Annotated in this window: 17 protein-coding genes; 4 read left to right on the top strand and 13 right to left on the bottom strand. The window is 36.8% G+C overall.

Going from position 1 to position 19,173, the window contains the following annotated elements; all coding sequences use genetic code 11:
• Positions 1-131: 131 nt before the first annotated feature.
• Entirely contained in the window at positions 132-1,727 is a 1,596-nt protein-coding gene (locus CSC80_RS03010) for a choice-of-anchor I family protein (protein ID WP_180268577.1), read from the top strand.
• A gap of 89 nt (positions 1,728-1,816) precedes the next feature.
• On the opposite strand, the gene CSC80_RS03005 is transcribed toward CSC80_RS03010, so the two are convergent.
• Both CSC80_RS03005 and CSC80_RS03000 read right to left on the bottom strand, forming a co-directional pair.
• On the bottom strand, positions 1,817-2,308 hold the full coding sequence (locus CSC80_RS03005) for a hypothetical protein (protein WP_099189668.1): 492 nt from the start codon (positions 2,306-2,308) through the stop codon (positions 1,817-1,819).
• A gap of 11 nt (positions 2,309-2,319) precedes the next feature.
• Positions 2,320-3,081, bottom strand: a complete 762-nt coding sequence (locus tag CSC80_RS03000; RefSeq protein WP_071341332.1) for a DeoR/GlpR family DNA-binding transcription regulator — start codon at positions 3,079-3,081, stop codon at positions 2,320-2,322.
• Positions 3,082-3,389: 308 nt separating this feature from the next.
• On the opposite strand from CSC80_RS03000, the gene CSC80_RS02995 reads away from it, so the two are divergent.
• From CSC80_RS02995 to CSC80_RS02985, 3 genes are read left to right on the top strand one after another with little or no spacing between them, the layout of a single operon-like run.
• The gene (locus CSC80_RS02995; protein WP_343224329.1) at positions 3,390-4,949 is read left to right on the top strand and encodes a glycerol-3-phosphate dehydrogenase/oxidase; all 1,560 of its coding nucleotides are present in this window, start codon (positions 3,390-3,392) and stop codon (positions 4,947-4,949) included.
• A gap of 57 nt (positions 4,950-5,006) precedes the next feature.
• The gene (glpK, locus tag CSC80_RS02990; RefSeq protein ID WP_058103860.1) at positions 5,007-6,503 is read left to right on the top strand and encodes a glycerol kinase GlpK; all 1,497 of its coding nucleotides are present in this window, start codon (positions 5,007-5,009) and stop codon (positions 6,501-6,503) included.
• Positions 6,504-6,531: 28 nt separating this feature from the next.
• A complete protein-coding gene (locus CSC80_RS02985) occupies positions 6,532-7,269 on the top strand; it encodes an MIP/aquaporin family protein (protein ID WP_099189664.1) in 738 nt (245 codons plus the stop codon).
• A gap of 5 nt (positions 7,270-7,274) precedes the next feature.
• On the opposite strand, the gene CSC80_RS02980 is transcribed toward CSC80_RS02985, so the two are convergent.
• The 11 genes from CSC80_RS02980 to CSC80_RS02930 form a co-directional block, all read right to left on the bottom strand.
• Positions 7,275-7,865: a hypothetical protein gene (locus tag CSC80_RS02980; protein WP_143751716.1), complete on the bottom strand. Its 591-nt coding sequence runs from the start codon at positions 7,863-7,865 to the stop codon at positions 7,275-7,277.
• A 149-nt stretch (positions 7,866-8,014) separates the two neighbouring features.
• A complete protein-coding gene (locus CSC80_RS02975; protein ID WP_099189660.1) occupies positions 8,015-8,467 on the bottom strand; it encodes a hypothetical protein in 453 nt (150 codons plus the stop codon).
• A gap of 63 nt (positions 8,468-8,530) precedes the next feature.
• Positions 8,531-9,097: a Crp/Fnr family transcriptional regulator gene (locus CSC80_RS02970; RefSeq protein WP_099189658.1), complete on the bottom strand. Its 567-nt coding sequence runs from the start codon at positions 9,095-9,097 to the stop codon at positions 8,531-8,533.
• A gap of 214 nt (positions 9,098-9,311) precedes the next feature.
• Positions 9,312-9,746 (bottom strand): DoxX family protein, encoded by a 435-nt coding sequence (locus tag CSC80_RS02965; RefSeq protein WP_201796619.1) that lies wholly within the window; start codon positions 9,744-9,746, stop codon positions 9,312-9,314.
• Positions 9,747-9,796: 50 nt separating this feature from the next.
• Positions 9,797-10,273, bottom strand: coding sequence for a Crp/Fnr family transcriptional regulator (locus tag CSC80_RS02960; RefSeq protein ID WP_099189656.1), 477 nt, complete (start codon positions 10,271-10,273; stop codon positions 9,797-9,799).
• Positions 10,274-10,379: 106 nt separating this feature from the next.
• Complete coding sequence (locus CSC80_RS02955) at positions 10,380-11,564, bottom strand: YHYH protein (protein ID WP_099189654.1); 1,185 nt, start codon at positions 11,562-11,564, stop codon at positions 10,380-10,382.
• 171 nt (positions 11,565-11,735) lie between these two features.
• Positions 11,736-12,521 (bottom strand): SDR family oxidoreductase, encoded by a 786-nt coding sequence (locus CSC80_RS02950; protein WP_099189652.1) that lies wholly within the window; start codon positions 12,519-12,521, stop codon positions 11,736-11,738.
• 56 nt (positions 12,522-12,577) lie between these two features.
• Complete coding sequence (locus CSC80_RS02945) at positions 12,578-12,895, bottom strand: cupin domain-containing protein (protein WP_099189650.1); 318 nt, start codon at positions 12,893-12,895, stop codon at positions 12,578-12,580.
• A gap of 88 nt (positions 12,896-12,983) precedes the next feature.
• Complete coding sequence (locus CSC80_RS02940; protein WP_180268576.1) at positions 12,984-15,158, bottom strand: OmpA family protein; 2,175 nt, start codon at positions 15,156-15,158, stop codon at positions 12,984-12,986.
• 1 nt (position 15,159) lies between these two features.
• A complete protein-coding gene (locus tag CSC80_RS02935; RefSeq protein ID WP_099189646.1) occupies positions 15,160-16,113 on the bottom strand; it encodes a type IX secretion system membrane protein PorP/SprF in 954 nt (317 codons plus the stop codon).
• Positions 16,114-16,116: 3 nt separating this feature from the next.
• Positions 16,117-18,969 carry a gliding motility-associated C-terminal domain-containing protein gene (locus CSC80_RS02930; RefSeq protein ID WP_099189644.1) on the bottom strand — a complete coding sequence of 951 codons (2,853 nt, stop codon included), beginning with the start codon at positions 18,967-18,969 and terminating at the stop codon, positions 16,117-16,119.
• Between the last annotated feature and the right edge of the window lie 204 nt (positions 18,970-19,173).

Genomic DNA, 19,173 nt, shown 5'->3' with positions numbered 1-19,173 from the left:
TGTGAATTTTACAAAGTAGAATTGCTTGTTTACAAGAACTTAATGCGTTCATAATAATTATTTCCGCCACAGTTAACTCGAACTTTACATTGATCTTTTTGTTTTGATACTTAAAACCAAAGTGTATTAAAATGAAAAATGTATTACGACCTTTTTGTGTAGCAATTCTTGGAATTTCTATTTTATTTACCTCATGTGCCGATGATGGTGTTGACGGAGTAGATGGTGTGGATGGCGTAGATGGTGCTGATGGTGCCGACGGGGAAGATGGAGCTGACGGAATGGATGCCGAATTTCCAATCACGATCGATCAACTGAGCTTTTCTAAAATAGGAACTTTCACCAATGGAAATGATGAAGCTTTTGCAGAAATCTCCGCTTTTGATGCCGCTACAAATAAATTGTTCATTGTTAACCCTGAAGAAAATGAGGTTTCGGTGTTAGATTTGACAGATGCTTCAAATCCGGTTAAAGGGACTTCAATTGCATTGGCTGGAAATCCAAATTCAGTGGCGGTTCATAATGGAGTGTTGGCTGTTGCTGTTGAGAATATGGATAAGCAAGCCGATGGAACTATTGAAACCTACGCTACAGATACTCAATCTTTATTAGTGTCTTACCCGGCGGGTGCATTGCCAGATATGGTTGCTTTTTCTCCTGATGGTGAATATATTGTTTCTGCTAATGAGGGCGAACCAAATGATGATTATACGGTAGATCCAGAAGGCTCGATCACAATTGTTGAGGTAGCTACCGAAACGGTAACTCAAGTTTATTTTACCGGACAAACAGATCCCGGAAACGGATTCAGAGTTTTTGGTAATAATGGTATGTCAACATTTGTACAAGATATAGAGCCGGAGTATGTTGCCATTTCAGATGATTCTGCCACAGCTTACATTAGTTTGCAAGAAAACAATGGTATGGCCATTGTAGATTTAGCTTCAAAGACCATTACCGGTCTTGTAGGTTTAGGTACAAAAAATCACAATGTTTCAGGGAATGAAATAGATGCCTCTAATGATGATGGCATTCCTGGGAATTTACAGAACTGGAATGTTCTAGGTTTTTATATGCCAGATGCTATAGATTATTTCACGGCAAATGAAAATGGTTATGTGGTTTCTGCGAATGAAGGAGATGCAAGGGATTATGATGGATACTCTGAAGAGGTGCGTGTAAAGGACCTAGAATTAGACCCTGCTTTTTATCCAGATTTTGATATGTTGCAAGAAGATGAAAATTTGGGTCGTCTAAAAACTACTACTGCAAACGGAGATGAAGATAATGATGGGTTGTACGAGCAAATTTATGCCTATGGTGCCCGTTCCTTCTCTATTTGGGATGCAAATGGTCAGTTAGTGTATGACTCTGGTTCTGAAATTGCCAGAAGAACATTGGCATTGGCACCTTCAATATTCAATCAAGATGAGGGCGAGGTAGATGAGCGATCAGATGATAAAGGGGCGGAGCCCGAAGCGGTAGTAACCTTAAAAGTAGGTGATGAAACTTTGTTGTTCGTAGGATTGGAAAGAACAAGCGGAATTTTGGCTTACAACATTACTAATCCATTCAGTCCTGTTTTTGTTACTTGGATTTATGATGGCACTGATATTTCGCCAGAAGGTATAATCGTAGTTGATAAAGATGATAGCCCTACAGGTAACTATTTAATGATAGCAACTCATGAGGTATCTAGCACTATAGCTATTTATGAATTAAAATAACGTTTTTGAATTTGCTCCTTGAGCAATACTCCAAAATTAAAACGCCAAATAGAAATGTTTGGCGTTTTTTTTATGATTTAATATGGATGTTAAGAGGTTAATATTCTTTTTAGCTCAGCAATAGTATGTTCTTTTTCCAATTGAAACCCAATATGGGGCAATGCCGTAAATATGACTAAAATAGCCAATGGAATCAAAGCAATATATGGCTCACTACCTTGGGTGGTTACCATATAAAGCGTAACAAGAAATACACAGAAAATTACTGTAATGAACAAGTAAAGAAATATAGTTATAAATGAATCTACCCTTAGATTGAATTTTACGTTCGTCCCTTGGGGTGTTTCTTTAAATGTACCGGTTGCTTGGGGTAGAAATGAATTTCGTTGGTACGTAAATTTTTTACAGCTAAATCCATTAGGGTAAACGTGACCAATGAAATAACCACCCTTAGTATCTTCTTTATTAAAGCTGACTTTATAGCTTTTATGCTCCCTAATGTTTTCCATTAGAAGTTTCTCTATTTCAGCTGTAGTAAATGCCGTTGTTAGCTCAATTTTTTCTGACGGAATAAGTTTCATGACCTTCGTTTTTAAACGATAGTAAGTTCTACACCTAATTTAATGAGTCTTGCTTTTGTCTTTTCGTCAATACCGGCATCCGTAATAATGTGGTCAACTTCATCTATTCCACAAATTCTACCAAATCCTTTTTTATTGAATTTAGATGAATCTGCTAGTACAATAATTTTTTGTGCAGCTTTTATCATTTGTTTGTTCAAAGATGCTTCCATAGAGCTTGTAGTGGTAAGCCCAAATTCAAGGTCAATACCATCAACTCCCAAAAATAATTTGGTAAAGGTGAACTCCGTAAGCATTTTCTCTGCTATTGGGCCCACTACCGAAGATGAACTGGACCTTATGTTACCACCAAGTTGCATAACATCTATTTCATTGTGTTCCCCCAATATTAATGCCGTGTTTAAAGATGCGGTTAAAACGGTAAGGCCTTCAATTGGTTTTATATGCCTGGCAAATTCTATTACTGATGTACCTGAGGCTATTATAATACAATCATTAGGTTCAAGGTTAGAAGCTGCGGCGATCGCAATTTTATTTTTTTCTTCCTGATGAAATTTCTCTTTAATATTAACTGAATTTTCAACAATATATGGGTTGGCAGGTATGGCTTTACCGTGAGATCTAAAAAGTAATTTTCGATCTTCTAATAATTTAAGATCTTTTCTAATGGTCACTAGAGATACGTTGAATTCCTTGCTAAGGTCATTCACCTTTACAAAACCTTGCTCTTCTAGTTTGCTTAAAATTAATTTATGGCGGTCTACAATATTCAACGTAAGTGGGTTTCGGTTTATACAAATATATAAGCTTTTATGTAAAAGGGTGGCTATGAACAAGATTCATAATAGTAACAAAACGAAACTTTATTTCAAAAATAGCGTAGAGGATTAAGAGTCTATATTCGTATTGTCTGAATCAAGAAATAATTGAAAAGTTCGTAATTTTTATGCTTCATAATTGTTTAAATGAGTTTTTTTATACTATTTCTAGTAACATTTAAATAATATTTTATTTTGAATTGTTTCTATTTATTGTATTTTTAGCGTCAATTTTGATATAAAACGTAACAAAAGGAAATTTTGTGAAAAGAAAAGAAATGATTAGTAAGTTGAAGGTTACACCTAATACTTATGACTTTATTATAATTGGTGGCGGTGCTACGGGAATTGGAATAGCATTAGAGGCATCGGCTAGAGGGTACTCGGTCGCTTTGTTGGAGAAATCGGATTTTACTAAATCAACATCCAGTAAAGCAACAAAATTGGTGCATGGCGGAGTGCGATATTTGGCTCAAGGAAACATAGGCTTGGTGCGGGAGGCGGTTGTAGAAAGAGGTCTTTTGTTAAAAAATGCCCCTCACATAACCAAAACCCAATCTTTTGTGATACCAACACATGGCCTATATGATGAAATTCTATATACTATTGGCTTAACATTCTATGATTTGTTAGCGGGTAGATTAAGTCTTGGCAGGTCTAAACGTTTATCCAAAACAAAGACCTTAGAGCGAATCTCTTTAATAAACCCTGATAAAATATCGGCAGGTGTGCTATATTATGATGGTCAGTTTGACGACTCTCGTTTGGCGGTCAATACCTTACAAAGTGCTGTGGAATTGGGCGCTGTTGTGGCTAATTATTGTGCTGTTGAAGGTTTGTTGAAAGATGCCAACGGTAAAGTTACCGGAGTTAAGGTCTTTGATGAGGAAGGCAAAGAATCTTTTGAAATCAAGGGGAAACAGGTGGTGAACGCTACTGGGGTATTTGCTGATGATGTGTTGCAAATGGATGCTCCCGGGTCTGAAAAAACAATTGCTCCAAGCCAAGGTGTTCATCTCATGTTGGATAAGTCTTTTTTACCTGGTGACGATGCCATTACTATTCCTAAAACAGATGATGGTAGGGTGTTGTTCTTAGTGCCTTGGCATAATAAGGTTATTGTTGGTACTACCGATACTCCCGTTAAAAAAGAATCTTTGGAACCTATAGCTTTAGAAGATGAAATAGGATTTATTTTAAACACTGCAACCAGATATTTGACAAAAGCCCCAAAACGAAGCGATGTCTTAAGTGTTTTTGCGGGGTTAAGACCGTTAGCGGCTCCAAGTGAGGACGGAAATAAAACAAAAGAGATTTCGCGCAGCCATAAAATCTTTTCATCAGATTCCGGTCTGTTGACCATTGTTGGCGGAAAATGGACCACGTTTAGAAAAATGGGCGAAGATTTGGTTGATAAAGCGGAAAGGAACCAGCAATGGAAACATATTGCTACTAAAACCAAAAACCTTAAAATTCATGGTTATAAAAAAGATGTAGACTTAAATAACCCCCTATATTTTTATGGTAGTGATGAAGAACCTTTGTTAAAACTTTCCAAGGAAAAGGGGTGGAACGCTACTCTTAGCAATTCATTAGGTGTAATAGAAGGACAGGTTGTGTGGGCCGTTCAAAATGAAATGGCTCTTAATGTAGAAGATTTTCTTGCCCGTAGAACCCGTTGCCAGTTATTGGATGCCAAGGAAAGTGTTAGGATGGCCCCAAGAGTGGCAGAAATTATGGCAAGCGAACTAGGTAAAGACTCCGAATGGCAAGCCAAACAAGTAGAAGATTACAAGAAGGTAACTTCCAACTATATTATTTAAAATAACTATTCAATTTATGTCAACTTACAATTGAATTAACTTAAAATCAACAACTCAATGAATACCAAATTAATTTTAGCATTAGATCAGGGTACAACTTCTTCACGTGCCATTTTGTTTAATCATGCCGGTGAAATTGTAAAGGTTTCTCAAAAACCATTTGAGCAGATCTTTCCAAAACCAGGATGGGTTGAACATGATCCTAATGAAATTTGGTCCTCACAAATATCTGTAGCGGCGGAGGTAATTGCAAAACAAGGTATCACCGGTGATAACATAGCAGCAATAGGAATTACCAATCAACGAGAAACAGTTGTAGTTTGGGATCGTGAAACCAGTGAACCAATTTATAATGCCATTGTTTGGCAAGATAGAAGAACTGCCAAGTATTGCGATGAACTTAAGGATAATGGTCATGTAGATTTAATTAAAAAGAAAACAGGTCTGGTCATTGATGCTTATTTTTCGGCAACAAAAATTAAATGGATTCTTGACAATGTAGAGGGTGCTAGGGAAAAAGCTGAAGCAGGAAAACTCTGTTTTGGTACTGTAGATACTTGGTTGATTTGGAAGTTGACCAGAGGTAAAATGTTCATTACAGATGTGTCTAACGCAAGTAGAACCATGTTGTTCAATATTCATACGTTAGAGTGGGATCAAGAACTTCTTACCCTTTTGAACATTCCCAAATCAGTACTGCCCGAAGTGAAACAAAGTAGTGAGGTTTATGGAACAACGGCTACAACATTGTTTTCAACAAAAATTCCTATAGCAGGTATTGCGGGCGATCAGCAGGCAGCTTTGTTCGGTCAAATGTGTACTAAACCGGGTATGGTCAAAAATACCTATGGTACAGGCTGCTTTTTGTTGATGAATACTGGCGATAAAGCGGTGTATTCTAAAAATAATTTACTTACTACCATAGGTTGGAAGATTAACGGAGAAATTACATATGCCCTAGAAGGGAGTGTTTTTGTTGGTGGGGCTGCAATACAATGGTTAAGAGACGGTGCTAAAATGGTTAAAACTGCACCTGGAATCAATCATTTGGCAGAAACGGTTGAAGATAACGGTGGAGTGTATTTTGTGCCGGCCTTAACTGGATTGGGCGCTCCGCACTGGGACCAATATGCCAGAGGAGCCATGATGGGAATTACAAGGGGTACAACAGATGCACATATTGCACGTGCAACCATTGAAGGTATTGCATTTCAAGTTTATGATATCGTAAAGGCCATGGAGGCAGATTCAGGTGAGGAAAGTGTTGAACTTCGTGTAGATGGTGGGGCAAGTGCCAGTAACCTATTAATGCAGATACAATCAGATTTGTTCGGCTTTAAAATTATTAGACCAAAAACTTTAGAGACAACGGCAATGGGTGCAGCGTACCTTGCAGGTTTGGCCGTTGGGTATTGGGACAGTATAGACGATATACAATCGCAATGGAGCATTGATAAAGAGTTTTTTCCAGAAGCTCCAAAAGAGAAAATAGAGAATATGCTCTATTACTGGAACAAAGCTGTAAAATGCGCACAACATTGGATTGAAGAATAAAAACTGACCATTAACCAACTTTTTAGATATGTCAATTTTAATAGCGGAAATTATAGGCACTATGTTACTTATTCTTTTAGGTAACGGAGTGGTAGCGAATGTGGTTTTGAACGGTACTAAGGGCAATGGCTCTGGTTGGATAGTTATTACCACGGGTTGGGCACTGGCCGTGTTTGTTGGTGTTGTTGTTGCAGGTCCATACAGTGGGGCGCACTTAAACCCCGCGGTAACCATTGCTTTGGCGGTAGCCGGCAAAGTATCATGGGGCCTTGTTCCTGAATATATGGCAGGAGAACTGATCGGCGCCATGTTGGGGGCGTTTTTGGTTTGGGTGTTTTATAAAGATCATTTTAAAATTACAGATGATGAAGGTGGTAAGTTGGCTTGTTTTAGTACGGGACCAGCTATTAAAAATACTTTTTCCAATTTAATAAGTGAGGTGATCGGAACTTTTGTTCTGGTATTTGTAATATTCTATTTTGCGGGTCCTGAATTAGATATTATTGGTGATGTAGACTCACGCGCAATTATCGGATTGGGCTCTATAGGAGCGCTGCCCGTTGCTTTTTTGGTTTGGGTTATAGGTTTGTCCCTAGGCGGTACTACAGGTTATGCCATAAACCCTGCTAGAGATCTTGGACCACGTATTGTTCATTCATTGTTACACATTAAGGGTAGTAGTGATTGGGGTTATGCTTGGGTGCCAATAGTAGGTCCGTTAATTGGCTGTTTACTTGCTGCTTTCCTGTATTTGATCCTTCTGTAACTAATTCATGGTTTATTTTGATTTACGCTTTTATACTGTTCAAGTACTTTTCTTAATTGTACCCCAAATTCTTTGTTTAAAGATTTCCCATGGTACGTTAGATTATGCTGTTGGCAATAAGCTATGAATTCTTGGTATTTGACAGCATTAAATTTTATGATACTTTGATGCCCGCTCAAAGTATCAATACTTTGATTCTTTATTTTACCATTTAAAAAGCTATAGGTAATTTTGAATTTTCTAGGTTTCCTCTGTAGTGCCACGTCAAGAAAATTGGTGTTCTCTTCAATGGTGATAATTGTGTCCTTGTTAACGCTAATGTCCAATAATGATATATGCGAATCAAGTTCTTTGCCCCATAAAATTATGTCCATCAATTGTTCTTTACTTTTTATTTCTTTACTTCCATCCATAAAAAGTTCATAATAATGATCATGGATCAAAGTGTTCACCTTTTCAACATCATAATTATTTCTAGCCTCAATAAACGATGTTACTAGGTCTTGGTTCTTTAAAGTTTGATTGCCAAACATGCTCATAAAGATCATGATGAATAGGGAAAGAATAGGGTGGTGGTATAAATTGTGCATATTCATTTAGCTTCTTTGAAATGTTGGTTCAAATAAAATGGTCATTCTAAATTAGTAAATATGTTACAGCTTTCGCTATCGTTGATTTTGTTTATGGTATTTGAAGTTTTATAAAAGGGATTTTAGTTAGAACTGCATTAATACAACACCATTATTTAAAATCTAATTGTACTACAATATGTCCAGAAAATAAACAGAATTTGTAGCGGAATTCTAAACCATAAATAAGAAAGACCGTGACCATCAAAAGTTCCATTTTGATAGTTGATATTGTGTATAGCTGCATAAATATTGGCAGGTAATAATACAATGAAAAATATAATCAATACCCACGCACCTAGTGAAGAATACTTGGGTATTAATATTCCTATGGCAAGTGAAAGCTCAACAAAACCCGTGGCATACACGATCAATTCTTTGTAGGGGATAATTTCCGGTATCATCATGGTCATCCCTTTTGTAAAGACAAAATGACCAAATGCCGTAAAAAGGAGCATTAAGCTCATAGCAATTCTAGCTGCTAGTTTATAGTCATAAGTTTTTGTAATGATTTTAATCGCAACTAATGAAATGGCAAAACCTATTAGAAGGACAAGTAGTGGTTTCATGATTCTTTATATTTATTAAAACACAAAGGTCATGAAAGCGTATTTGGAATTAATGAACCTAGGTTAAGTAATACGTTTTCTTATTCTGCTTAGTGCTTGCGGAGTAACACCAATATAGGAAGCTATATATTTTAAAGGTATGTGTTGCAGCAGATTTGGTCTTTCATTAAATAAATCCAAATAACGCTCTTCTGCTGTTTTGCTTAAAAGGGAAAGTTCTCTTTTAGACTTTATCAAATACATGTTTTCTGCCATTTTTCTACCTATGATGTTGCCAACAGATGTATGCGCATAGACTTCCTGTAAATCCATGTTATTAATTTGCCACATTTCCGTTTCCGTCAAAGTTTCTATTTCATATGCTGATGGCGTTTCTGTTAAAAGTGAATCATAACCTGTAACGAACTCATTTTTAAACAAAAAACCAAAGGTGATGTCAGCATCTTCTTTAGGTATATAGAGGCGAATAATTCCTTTAGTAATAAAATATAAATGCCTTTCTATTTTTCCTAATTCTAAAATCTTTGTGTTTTTGCTGTACTTGACTTTTTTTAGTTTAGAAGAAAAAAAAGCCCAGTCAGTATTGTTCATTTTAGAAATCTTATCAATAAAATCTCTGATTTCATTCATATAATAGGTTTAATAGCATAGCCTATTTTAAAAGTAGTGAATTTTAGATGGGAATTTAGGTAGTTCTTTTTTATGATGAAATGAAAGTATACAAAAAGGGAAATACAGGTTATTATCTAAAAGTAATAACCTGTATTTTGTAGTTCTTTATAATAGCAATATGACCATTCATTTAAATCTGCTTCTGTGATCTAAGCAAATATGGTACATGTATTTATTTTGACAGTATGGGAGCTTTTTTACTTCTGCCCCAAGCTATGAATAAGGCAATGCCCATGATTAAGATGTTTGTGATTATAGCAGAATATTCACCTTTAGATGCGTGAAATATAGCAGCTAAAACCATAATTATAGCCAAACCTAAAGCTGCCCAAATAGTTAGAAATGGTTTAAAACGAAAAATACCGGGAATCAATAACCCTAATCCACCTAGGAGTTCACTTATACCAATAAAACGAATTAGACTTACGGGTGATGAGGCAACCCATGGTAGTGATACAGCTAATTCTTCTATTGGCTGGGTGGCTTTCATAACACCTGCCATTATAAACATAACAGCTAATAATCCTTGGGCAATCCATAATCCTATATTCAATGCCTTGTTGTTCTTTTGTTGGGTCATTTTAATTTCTGTATTGGTTTTCAGCAAATGTCATAGGTTTTAATAGCCTATGCATTGATGTACATCAAGAAATTATATTAGCCGTTTTTTTGGGAAAGTTTATGCCTAACACGACTTAAAGCTTCAGGTGTAATACCTAAGTATGAGGCGATCATTTTTAAAGGAACTCTTTGTGTAACATTTGGATAGGTTGTAATAAAATGCTCATATCTTTCTTTTGCATTGGAACTCATTAACATGATAATTCTATTTTGCATTACCCTTAATCGTTTAGCCAAAGCTTTTAAATCCGGACTTGATTTTAGTAACTCTTCTTTGGTGGTTATGTTTATTATTGAGTTTTCAATGGCATCTATAAATAGTTGGCAAGGTTCATTTAGTTGACAATTGTCCGCTACTATCCAATTCTCTGGTCCAAACATGTAAATATGCTCTTTTCCTTTAGCATCAATAGTGTAGCTGCGTAGTAAACCGCTCTCAACTAGGTATACTTTGGAGCTTAAATCTCCTTTACGCTGTAGAACTGTTCCTTTTTTTACGTGTACTTTCTTCAATTCTTAAAGTTTATTCTAAGAGGATATGTAAAACCATGATAACTGAAGTAATTAGATTTCTTTGCGCTAAAAATTAAATGCTACAACTGAAATCTAATTCAAACTATTATTCTTTTATTTCTGTATATCCTGGTAATCCGTGTAGGCATTTTATAATTTGATTTCCACCTGGTTCACCTGCGTGATAATGATATCCTCTAATATCATCAAAATGTCCGCCGCATTCATCCAAATCGCTAGGCTTATTTCCGTTTTTATCCAATAACGTATAAATGCCGAAACCGTCTATGGCATAACCAATAATTGCAGCGTGGGTATCATTTTGTACAATTTCTTTTGTTGAGCCGGTTACCGCGTGATAATGATAGCCGCCATGCGGATTTACATGCCCGCCATGATCATCTAGAGGTGCAATGGTATGTGCTGCCAATATAGCGTGAGTAGGTGCAGGTGGATCATAGTTTACGCCGTTAAAAGCTATTCCTATTCCTCCTCGACCAAAATTTTGAACCGATTTTAAATAAGTTGGTGTTGCGGGTATAACAAAAGTTGTCACTTGGTCTTTAAAGTACTCCGGTAAGCACTCCACACAATAGTTGTGGTAATCATCATCTACTTCTGGTTTGGCGGCGGCTAAGCAAGCTTCTTCAGTTTCAGTAACTTTTATGGTGCCGTCTTCTCTGTAAAGCAACCATTTGTCATCACTATAAAATTCGTCTAGATTGGCAATAAAGTGTCCTGATACATCGTAAACTTTATCATCTTTGAACCAAATTCCAGCTTTCTCCATTCCATCGCTTATATGCCTTGGGCACCAAGGACCCATTTGATGCTCCGTTGCCTGAGAGTGGGTTTTAATGATATAGCATAAGGTTTCAATACCATTAAGTTCCACTGTTTTCTCTTGAATTTCGCCAATAATATTTTCGGTTATAAAATAATCTGTGTTAACAGGTACTACCTTTGCGGAAGTTTCAATTTCATTTGATAAATCAGCATTGCTTTCTTCTTGCCTAGGAGGTCTATTCTCTCGGTTTTTTTCTGCTTTGTCAAGTTCTTCAAGCGATATGAAATTATCGTTATCACTGTCTATGTTTTCAAAGTCATTGGCAATTGGTCCTTTAACTTCATCCATAGATAATTTTCCGTCTTTATTGGCATCCATTTCTGAAATTAACTGAGAAGAAGTTGGTCTTTCGCCATCCGGTTGCTGTCGTTCTTTATTTTCTTGATTTGTTTTGCAAGAAAATATGAGAGTAAGGGCGAACATTGTAAGTACTATTTTCTTCATCTATTTGCTTAATTTAATGTATGTATTTAGAGGTCACAATACGTATTACCTAGTAGGAAGATAAGGTTTTTTAATGTGCTACAATATGGGTGAGGTGTTTTAAAGAAAATAGCTATGCTAACAAGGATGATATTTTAGGTGAGAATTTTCTAAATGCTACTCATGTAATATTTACAGGGATTTTAAAAGTCCGCCATCAATAGGGATATTGGTACCGGTAATATATGCCGCCTCATTAGATGCTAAAAATGCTACCAGATAACCATATTCTTCTGGTTCTCCAATTCGTTTTACGGCTACCCTTGATTCCATTTCTTTAAGAACTTCACTTTGATCAATACCAAGCTGCTCCGCTTTTTTAGCGTTTAACTGTGCAATCCGGTTGGTATTGAAGTATCCTGTTAATACACTATTTACCGTAATATGATGTTTACCAACATCTGTAGCCAAGGTTTTTGCCCAAGTGACAACCGCTGCTCTTATGGAGTTGGACAATGCCAGGTATGCCAAAGGTTCCTTTACTGAAACTGAAGCCACATTGATAACCCGTCCCCAGTTATTGCTTCTCATTGATTTCAAAGCCAATTCTGTTGTATAAACTACGGTTTTGAACAATAGGTCAAAGGCATTTTGGTAATCGTCAATGTTTTTTTCGGTAGCACTTCCGGCGGCAGGTCCTTGGGTATTGTTTACCAATATATCAACCGTATTGTTCTCAAAATAAGTGCTAATTACTTTTTTGTAATCTTTAAAATTATTGAAATCTACCGCAAGATATTGGTGCTGTTGTCCTTGGTCTGTAGGTAGTTGTGTAACTATGTGGTGTAATTTTTCTTCGCTGTGAGACATTAAGGTAACACTCGCGCCACTAGCTGCTAGTTGTTGTGCAATTGCTTTTCCAATACCACCGCTACTGCCACCTACCAATGCTTTTTTGTTTTTTAAGGATATGTTCATTTTTAGGGTTCTGTTATATTGAGTAATTAAATATGGTAAAGTTGATTATTAAGAAATTAACGATATTCTTCTCTTACAGGGCTAAATACATCTAATAACCTGCATGGGGTAAGTGCAATTCCACTATGTTTTTTGTGGGGAGCAATAATAACAATATCTCCAGGGTGGTAGATTTTTGTGTCGCCCTCTAATGTAAACTGAAATTCACCTTCCATAACATGCATAATCTGCTCGTTCATGTGTGCATGTTCAGGTACTATAGCACCTTTTTCCACCTCCCAAAATGCCATGCTCATATGCTCGGAATGTACTAATTTGCCGTGTAGCCCGGGCATTATTTCTACAGGTTTGATATCTGCAAGGTTTAGATTCATAATTTAAGTTTTAAGCACTTAAAGATACATGAATCAATTTCAATTGTAAATGTTGGAATTGAAAAATTGGATCAGATTTTAACTAAGACTATTGGGTATAGTCCCATCCTATAACCACAAATTCGCATCTTCTGTTCCATTCATGATCTTCTTCTGAGCACGCGCTTTCAGTGGCGCAAACCACAATGGGTTTTGATTCGCCGTAACCTTTAGATACTATCCTGGCAGATGCAATACCATTTTTAACTAAATAATCCCTTGCAGAATCTGCGCGTTTTTGAGATAGGTCTTTATTGTATATGCTATTTCCCCTAATATCTGTATGCGTGCCAATTTCAATTATAATGCCTGGGTTTTCTTTCATTACTTCAATTACCGTCTGTAAGCGTTCTCGAGATTCTCTTCTTAAATACCAAAGACTATAATCAAAATGAATTTCTTCTGTTTTTATAATTGTTCGGTCGGTTTCTTTGACCAATGCTTCTTCGGTTTTTATGGCATCTTCAATTTTCTTTACCAAGGCTTTTTCTGTTTTTGCTTTTTCAATGATTCTCTCTTGCTCCAAGCGTTCAGCTTTTTCCTTGGCTTGTTTTTCTGCCATTAATTGGGCTTTTTTCTCATCTTCTAATTTTTTGATTGCCAATTGTTCCGCACGTAATATTTCAGCTTCTTGTTTCTTTTGCAGAGCCAAAGCGGCTGCCTTTTGCTTTTCATGAACGGAGTAAAGATCCATTGATGCATCATGTTCGGCATTTCTTTTCTTTGAACTACCAATATTTTTTGAATTACCTACATATTCAGCTTTCGAAGCTTTTACGGTATACATAGCCTCACAGTCAATATTGAATTTGAACGCACCGTCCTCTGCTGTAATGCGGGATTCAATGATCTGATTTTCGCTATCCAATAAATCAACGGTAACATCCATTAAAGGCTGTAGGGTAGTGCGGTCGGTTATAATGCCCGTTATAAATTGCTGGCAGTCCTCTATCTTTAATTCTTTGGTTTCTTTAAAACTATAGATGTCATCGCTTCCTTTACCTGTGGGTCTATTGCTCGCAAAATAGCCAGAATTGCCATCACTGTTCAAAACATATGCAAAATCATCATAACCACTATTTACGGGTAAACCTAAGTTGTCAGGTTTTTGAAAAATACCCTTTTCGTTTATAGATATAAATACATCTAAAAGCCCAAAACCCGGGTGCCCGTTAGATGAAAAGTAGAGGGTGCCATCACTGGCAATAAAGGGAAATTGTTCTTTCTTACCCGTATTAATAATACTGCCTAAATTAACTGGTGTGCTAAAGGAATTATCATCCTGCAGATTCACTACGTAAATATCAAAAGAACCATAACCGCCAGGTCTGTCCGAAGAGAAATATAACTTGGAACCTTCTTTATTAATAGCAGGGTGTTCATTTGAAAAGTCATCACTGTTAAAAGGTAATTCAGTAATATTTTTCCATTCCCCGTCCAATAATTGAGCACTGTAGATCTTTAAATTTGAAACCTTTTCATCATCTGTTTTTCGTTTTCCATTCTTATAATTGTTGCGGGTAAAGTACATGGTTTTTCCATCAGGAGTGACAGTAAAAGATCCTTCATGTAATTTGGTATTTATCGTATTGGATAAACTTATACTAATACTATCCCCTAAATGTTCCTTGTCAATGGCATGGGTGTAGATATCCAAATAATTTTGATTATTCCACCTATAGGTTTTTTGATTGTTTTTTTTCTGTGTTGCGGTATACCAAATAGCATTGCCAATTTGCATTGCCCCAAATTCTGAGGTCGTAGTATTGAAATTACTGTTTTCAATGGCAAAGCGATCACCAATGGCACTTACATTTTCTAGATATGCAATATCTTGTTTTAACTTCTCTAGATGTTCTAGCTTGCTTTCCTTGGTGTAAAAATCGGTCAGAACATTATTTGCTTCTTCATATTCGCCAATAGCTTTTAATGACTGGCTTAGCTTAAAATAATACTGCTCGTTAACCTTATCACTATAATTTGAAATTAAGTAACGGTACCAACGTGCAGCAGCCTTAAGGTCAAAGGTATGGTAGTAGCTATCTGCCAAATTTTTAATAACCTCACTATTTTTATTGTTGGGCAGGGCAGCTTCGTACAAGGAAATGGCATCTGCGTAGTGGGCTTTGGTAAACAGATCATTGGCACGTTTTAAGTCTTGTTGAGACCAAGCTGTTTGAAAAATGCCGATACAAATGATGAAGTATAATTGTATTTTTTTCATATTAGTAGAATCTAGGAGATTTATCATAGCCCTTTTTAAGTCCCCAAAGGTCTAAGTTGAACAATACAAATATTTCATGTGAGCCATTATTGAATGCCCCTAAATTTGATAAGGTATAGTCATAAGCATAACCTATACGTAGTGAGGGTATTATGGAAATATTGAACATGGCACTTACCGAGTCATCTGTTCTATAAGAAATTCCTCCTTCTAAACGGTTATTGAACAGCGCGTTGAACGAAAAATCTGCTGTTACAGGTGCGCCGGATACCATTTTTGTTAAAATAGATGGTTTTAATTTTAAATTGGAATTTACGTCAAACACATAACCGGCCATTCCAAAAAGATGAATGGCTTCTGCGCCCAAACGTGTAATACCATCTTTATTTTCAATATGTTTAGATGTCAGTAAATTGGGTATGGACAGACCGGCATAAAACTTGTCACGATTATAAAAAGCTCCAATGCCAATATTAGGGTAGGTGTTATTAAGGTTTTCATTGAATGCTGGATCATCTTGTACTTCTGGTAACCTAAAGCCATTGAAATTGGTTTCAAATGTGGTAATACCTCCTTTTAATCCTAAGCTTAAATTGCTCTTTTCATCGAGTTTCAAAATGTAGGCAAAATCTACATAGATATTGTTTTCTTTTAAAGATCCGTCTCCTATATCATCTGATATTATAGAGGTGCCCATTTCAATTTTTTTAGATAGTGGTGTATGGGCAAAGAAGGTTAGGGTTTTTGGTGCGCCTACCGCATTTTCCCACTGGGTCCTGTATAATGTACCAAAATTGAGCATTCCTGGTTCATTGGTGGTATATGCAGGGTTTACCACGTTCATGTTGTACATGTACTGGGTATACTGTGGGTCTTGTTGACCTTGCAGTTTTATTAAGAACAGAAGCATAACTATGCAGATGCCCCAAGTTGTGTTTGTAATTTTTTTGTGCATGGGTTATCTGTTTAAGTATAGACGCCCTTGAATAGGTGCGGCATTACCTTTGTTATAGTTAATAATGTAGAAATATACCCCGTTAGGTGCTGTTGACGATCCATTACTACCATCCCAGGCAGGATTGGAAATATTACCTTTAAATAATGTGGAGCCGTATCTGTTCAATATTTCTAATGTGAAATTGGGGAATATGGTTTCTATATTAGGAATAAAGAAAGTATCGTTTTTGCCATCGGCATTCGGTGAGAATCCGTCCGGGATGAAAAAATCATAATTTTCGGGGTCACAATCACTGAAATCTATGGTAACGGGAACCCTTGTTGCAGCAGAGCATCCGGTAAGTGAATCATAATTTTCTGCGTAGTACGTGGTATTTTCTAGTAACAAGTTATCATCTTGTAATGGCGAACCGCCGTTTTCGGTAATAAACCAACGTACTTCAAAGTCGGCTTCATTTTCCAATGATCTTAAGTCTGTTATGGTCGGATTATCCAGTCCGCAGACCTGTAAAATATCTGAAGTTAAAGATGTTGGGGTAACAGTAATCACTGTAGGGATTATTTCTAAACGATCGGAACTGTTACAACCGTTACTGTTGGTGGCTGCAAAGTAAGATTGATTGTCAACCAAAATAGTTGATGCTGCTAATTCACTTCCACCGGTAGCGGTATCAAACCAAGTAATAGAACTACCTGCGGTAATATCAATAGATATGTTGGAAAGGGTCGGATTCGTTTCCGCACAAAAAAGCGGATTAACCGTACTTGCCGTTGGGGCATCGGGATTACTAAAGCTTACCGTAATTTGAACCCGATCGGTACCTTCGCAATTGGTGAGTGGATCACTATTGGTTACATAATAATCTTCACCATCTACCAGTGCCGTGGAAATGGGCAGAATATTATTGTCCGTTTCGGTATCATAGAATAATACATCTCCATCTGCTGTAACCTCAATATCTATTAATGTAGCTCCATCAGGATATTCGCTAATGCAAAATATCTGGTTGGCAACGGCTTGTGGGGCATCTGGAACACCTCCTCGGGAAAAATTTTCGGTCTCTTCGAACTCAAAGTCCAATCGGCAAGGGGTGGTATCGTTTTGAATACTGCGTACACTTGCGGTATAATTACCGGTAGGTAAGGCATCAACGTCTATTTGATAGGCGGCAGTACCACCTGTAAAGTTGATCGTATTCGTGGTTAGCACGGTATTGGAACCTAATTCGGTAACATCATAGGTTATCGTATATGTACCATTGGGTAGCGTAGGTGCATCTACCAAAACATCTATTTGTGTTGCATCACAACTGTTATCTACAATGAGGTCCAGTTGAATGGCATCCGGTAAAGGGGTAACTGTAAAAGTATCTACCAATGGGCAACTTGTTGCGTAAATGCCTGAAATAGTAGGTCTAATAGTGTATTCCCCGTCCAAAGTGAAATTACTCTCAGGCACTATAAATGAAGCAGTACCATTGGTGAATTCAAGCTCAAATGTTGGAGAACTTGTGGTACTTCCATCAGGAGTTGTCAATGCGTACGTCGTAGAGAAGTTGCCAGTTGCAAAATTGCCGTCTGCATCAAGAATTTCAATAATTTGAATGGTATTTTCTGTCTGTATGCATATATTTTCAGCAGTAATATCTGAACTTGTTACTAAAAAAGTGGTAGGTGGTACTATAACTCTTGGGCAAACATCTCGGGGAGGCGTTACACTTCTTATACCAATAACTTCTAAGGAAACCTCTTCATTTAGAGGCACCAAACCTTGGTCAATTACAAAACTTCCATTGCCGTCAATCAAAGTTGTTGGCGATTCACCTACGTCATTGTTAACGAGATACTGTAGTATAAAATCGCCATTGTGTAAAAGCGTATTGTCATAAGCTAGTTCAACAACATAGCTTTCCCCTACACAGATATCATCAGCAGCAATTGTGCCATCTAATATGGGTAATATTCTTATGCTTACTTCAGACACTCTTTTTTCACAAACCGGATGGCTGGGGAAAACGGTGTAATTGAAAGTGAAATCTCCATACCCAAAATTGTTATATATTTCTTCAATATTAATGATAGTATCATTAAGGTCACTTAATTGGTTGGTTCCATTTTCTGTCCAGGTGCCGTTAGGGTCTTCGCCTATTAAATGTTCGCTAAGATCAAATGCGGTGTAAGCCGATAGATCATCTCCTGCACAAAAGGTTAGAACGGGTGCAGTACCTGCATTTGGTGGTGGATGCACCTCTAATATTACTGTTGAGGTTCTTCCTGAACAACCATTTACATCAGGTACCGTATACGTAAAATTGTATATTCCGGGTCCTGCTTCTCTTGCATTGAATAAATTTTCATTTAATTGACCGGTAAAAGTTGCAGGGTCTTCTTCCCACAGGCCATTAAAATCTTGTACTTTACCGTCTACATTACTGCCTAAAAAACCATGTAAGTTCACACTACTGTCATCACCACATGCATTAGCGCTACCATCTATATTATCTTCGCCGGGGTATCCTCCAAGAACTATGGTTAACGTTGCACTTTGGTTACAATCCGCATTGGTGTAAACAAAAGAATGGGTGCCATAATTATTAATTCGCCAAAGGTCTACGATACCCGTATTTTGGTTTAAGGCATAAAAATTTTCGGGGTTGTTGGTTGCCCATGTACCACCAGAAGTAGGTGTGCCACCTAATCTAGAAAATAAATCAAAATTACGATTAGCAACATCGGCGTCTTTCTCACAAACTTCAACTGTTGCATTTTCACCGGCGCATTGAGCTTGAACTTGGCTTAGAATGCCGGTCAAGAAAAACAGAAATGTTAAGAGCTTGAATTTTAGGTTATTCATTCACAGGGGGTTGGTTGCTGAATATGTTTTTGATAACTGCTAAGGTATTTTTGTTCCTATATGTAGGAAATTATTTGTTGTAAAACACTTAAAATGTAAGGTGAATACTACTAAAACTGTTAGAAAGTGTTAAAATTATGTGTATTTCATCGATATATGATTACACTTTTTACATGTAACCGTTGGCCTTAGCTTATAGGTATT

This window comes from Maribacter sp. 6B07 (genome assembly GCF_002700155.1).
In the GTDB taxonomy this organism is placed as follows: domain Bacteria; phylum Bacteroidota; class Bacteroidia; order Flavobacteriales; family Flavobacteriaceae; genus Maribacter; species Maribacter dokdonensis.
Note: the sequence above shows the minus strand (reverse complement) of the source record. Positions and strands in the feature narration are given on the sequence as shown.

What these genes read in the sequence shown, in the direction of transcription:
- CSC80_RS03010 (WP_180268577.1), top strand. Translation starts at nt 132, where the DNA reads ATGAAAAATGTATTACGACCTTTTTGTGTAGCAATTCTTGGAATTTCT.
- CSC80_RS03005 (WP_099189668.1), bottom strand. Translation starts at nt 2,308, where the DNA reads ATGAAACTTATTCCGTCAGAAAAAATTGAGCTAACAACGGCATTTACT.
- glpK (WP_058103860.1), top strand. Translation starts at nt 5,007, where the DNA reads ATGAATACCAAATTAATTTTAGCATTAGATCAGGGTACAACTTCTTCA.
- CSC80_RS02985 (WP_099189664.1), top strand. Translation starts at nt 6,532, where the DNA reads ATGTCAATTTTAATAGCGGAAATTATAGGCACTATGTTACTTATTCTT.
- CSC80_RS02980 (WP_143751716.1), bottom strand. Translation starts at nt 7,865, where the DNA reads ATGAATATGCACAATTTATACCACCACCCTATTCTTTCCCTATTCATC.
- CSC80_RS02975 (WP_099189660.1), bottom strand. Translation starts at nt 8,467, where the DNA reads ATGAAACCACTACTTGTCCTTCTAATAGGTTTTGCCATTTCATTAGTT.
- CSC80_RS02970 (WP_099189658.1), bottom strand. Translation starts at nt 9,097, where the DNA reads ATGAATGAAATCAGAGATTTTATTGATAAGATTTCTAAAATGAACAAT.
- CSC80_RS02955 (WP_099189654.1), bottom strand. Translation starts at nt 11,564, where the DNA reads ATGAAGAAAATAGTACTTACAATGTTCGCCCTTACTCTCATATTTTCT.
- CSC80_RS02950 (WP_099189652.1), bottom strand. Translation starts at nt 12,521, where the DNA reads ATGAACATATCCTTAAAAAACAAAAAAGCATTGGTAGGTGGCAGTAGC.
- CSC80_RS02945 (WP_099189650.1), bottom strand. Translation starts at nt 12,895, where the DNA reads ATGAATCTAAACCTTGCAGATATCAAACCTGTAGAAATAATGCCCGGG.
- CSC80_RS02940 (WP_180268576.1), bottom strand. Translation starts at nt 15,158, where the DNA reads ATGAAAAAAATACAATTATACTTCATCATTTGTATCGGCATTTTTCAA.
- CSC80_RS02935 (WP_099189646.1), bottom strand. Translation starts at nt 16,113, where the DNA reads ATGCACAAAAAAATTACAAACACAACTTGGGGCATCTGCATAGTTATG.
- CSC80_RS02930 (WP_099189644.1), bottom strand. Translation starts at nt 18,969, where the DNA reads ATGAATAACCTAAAATTCAAGCTCTTAACATTTCTGTTTTTCTTGACC.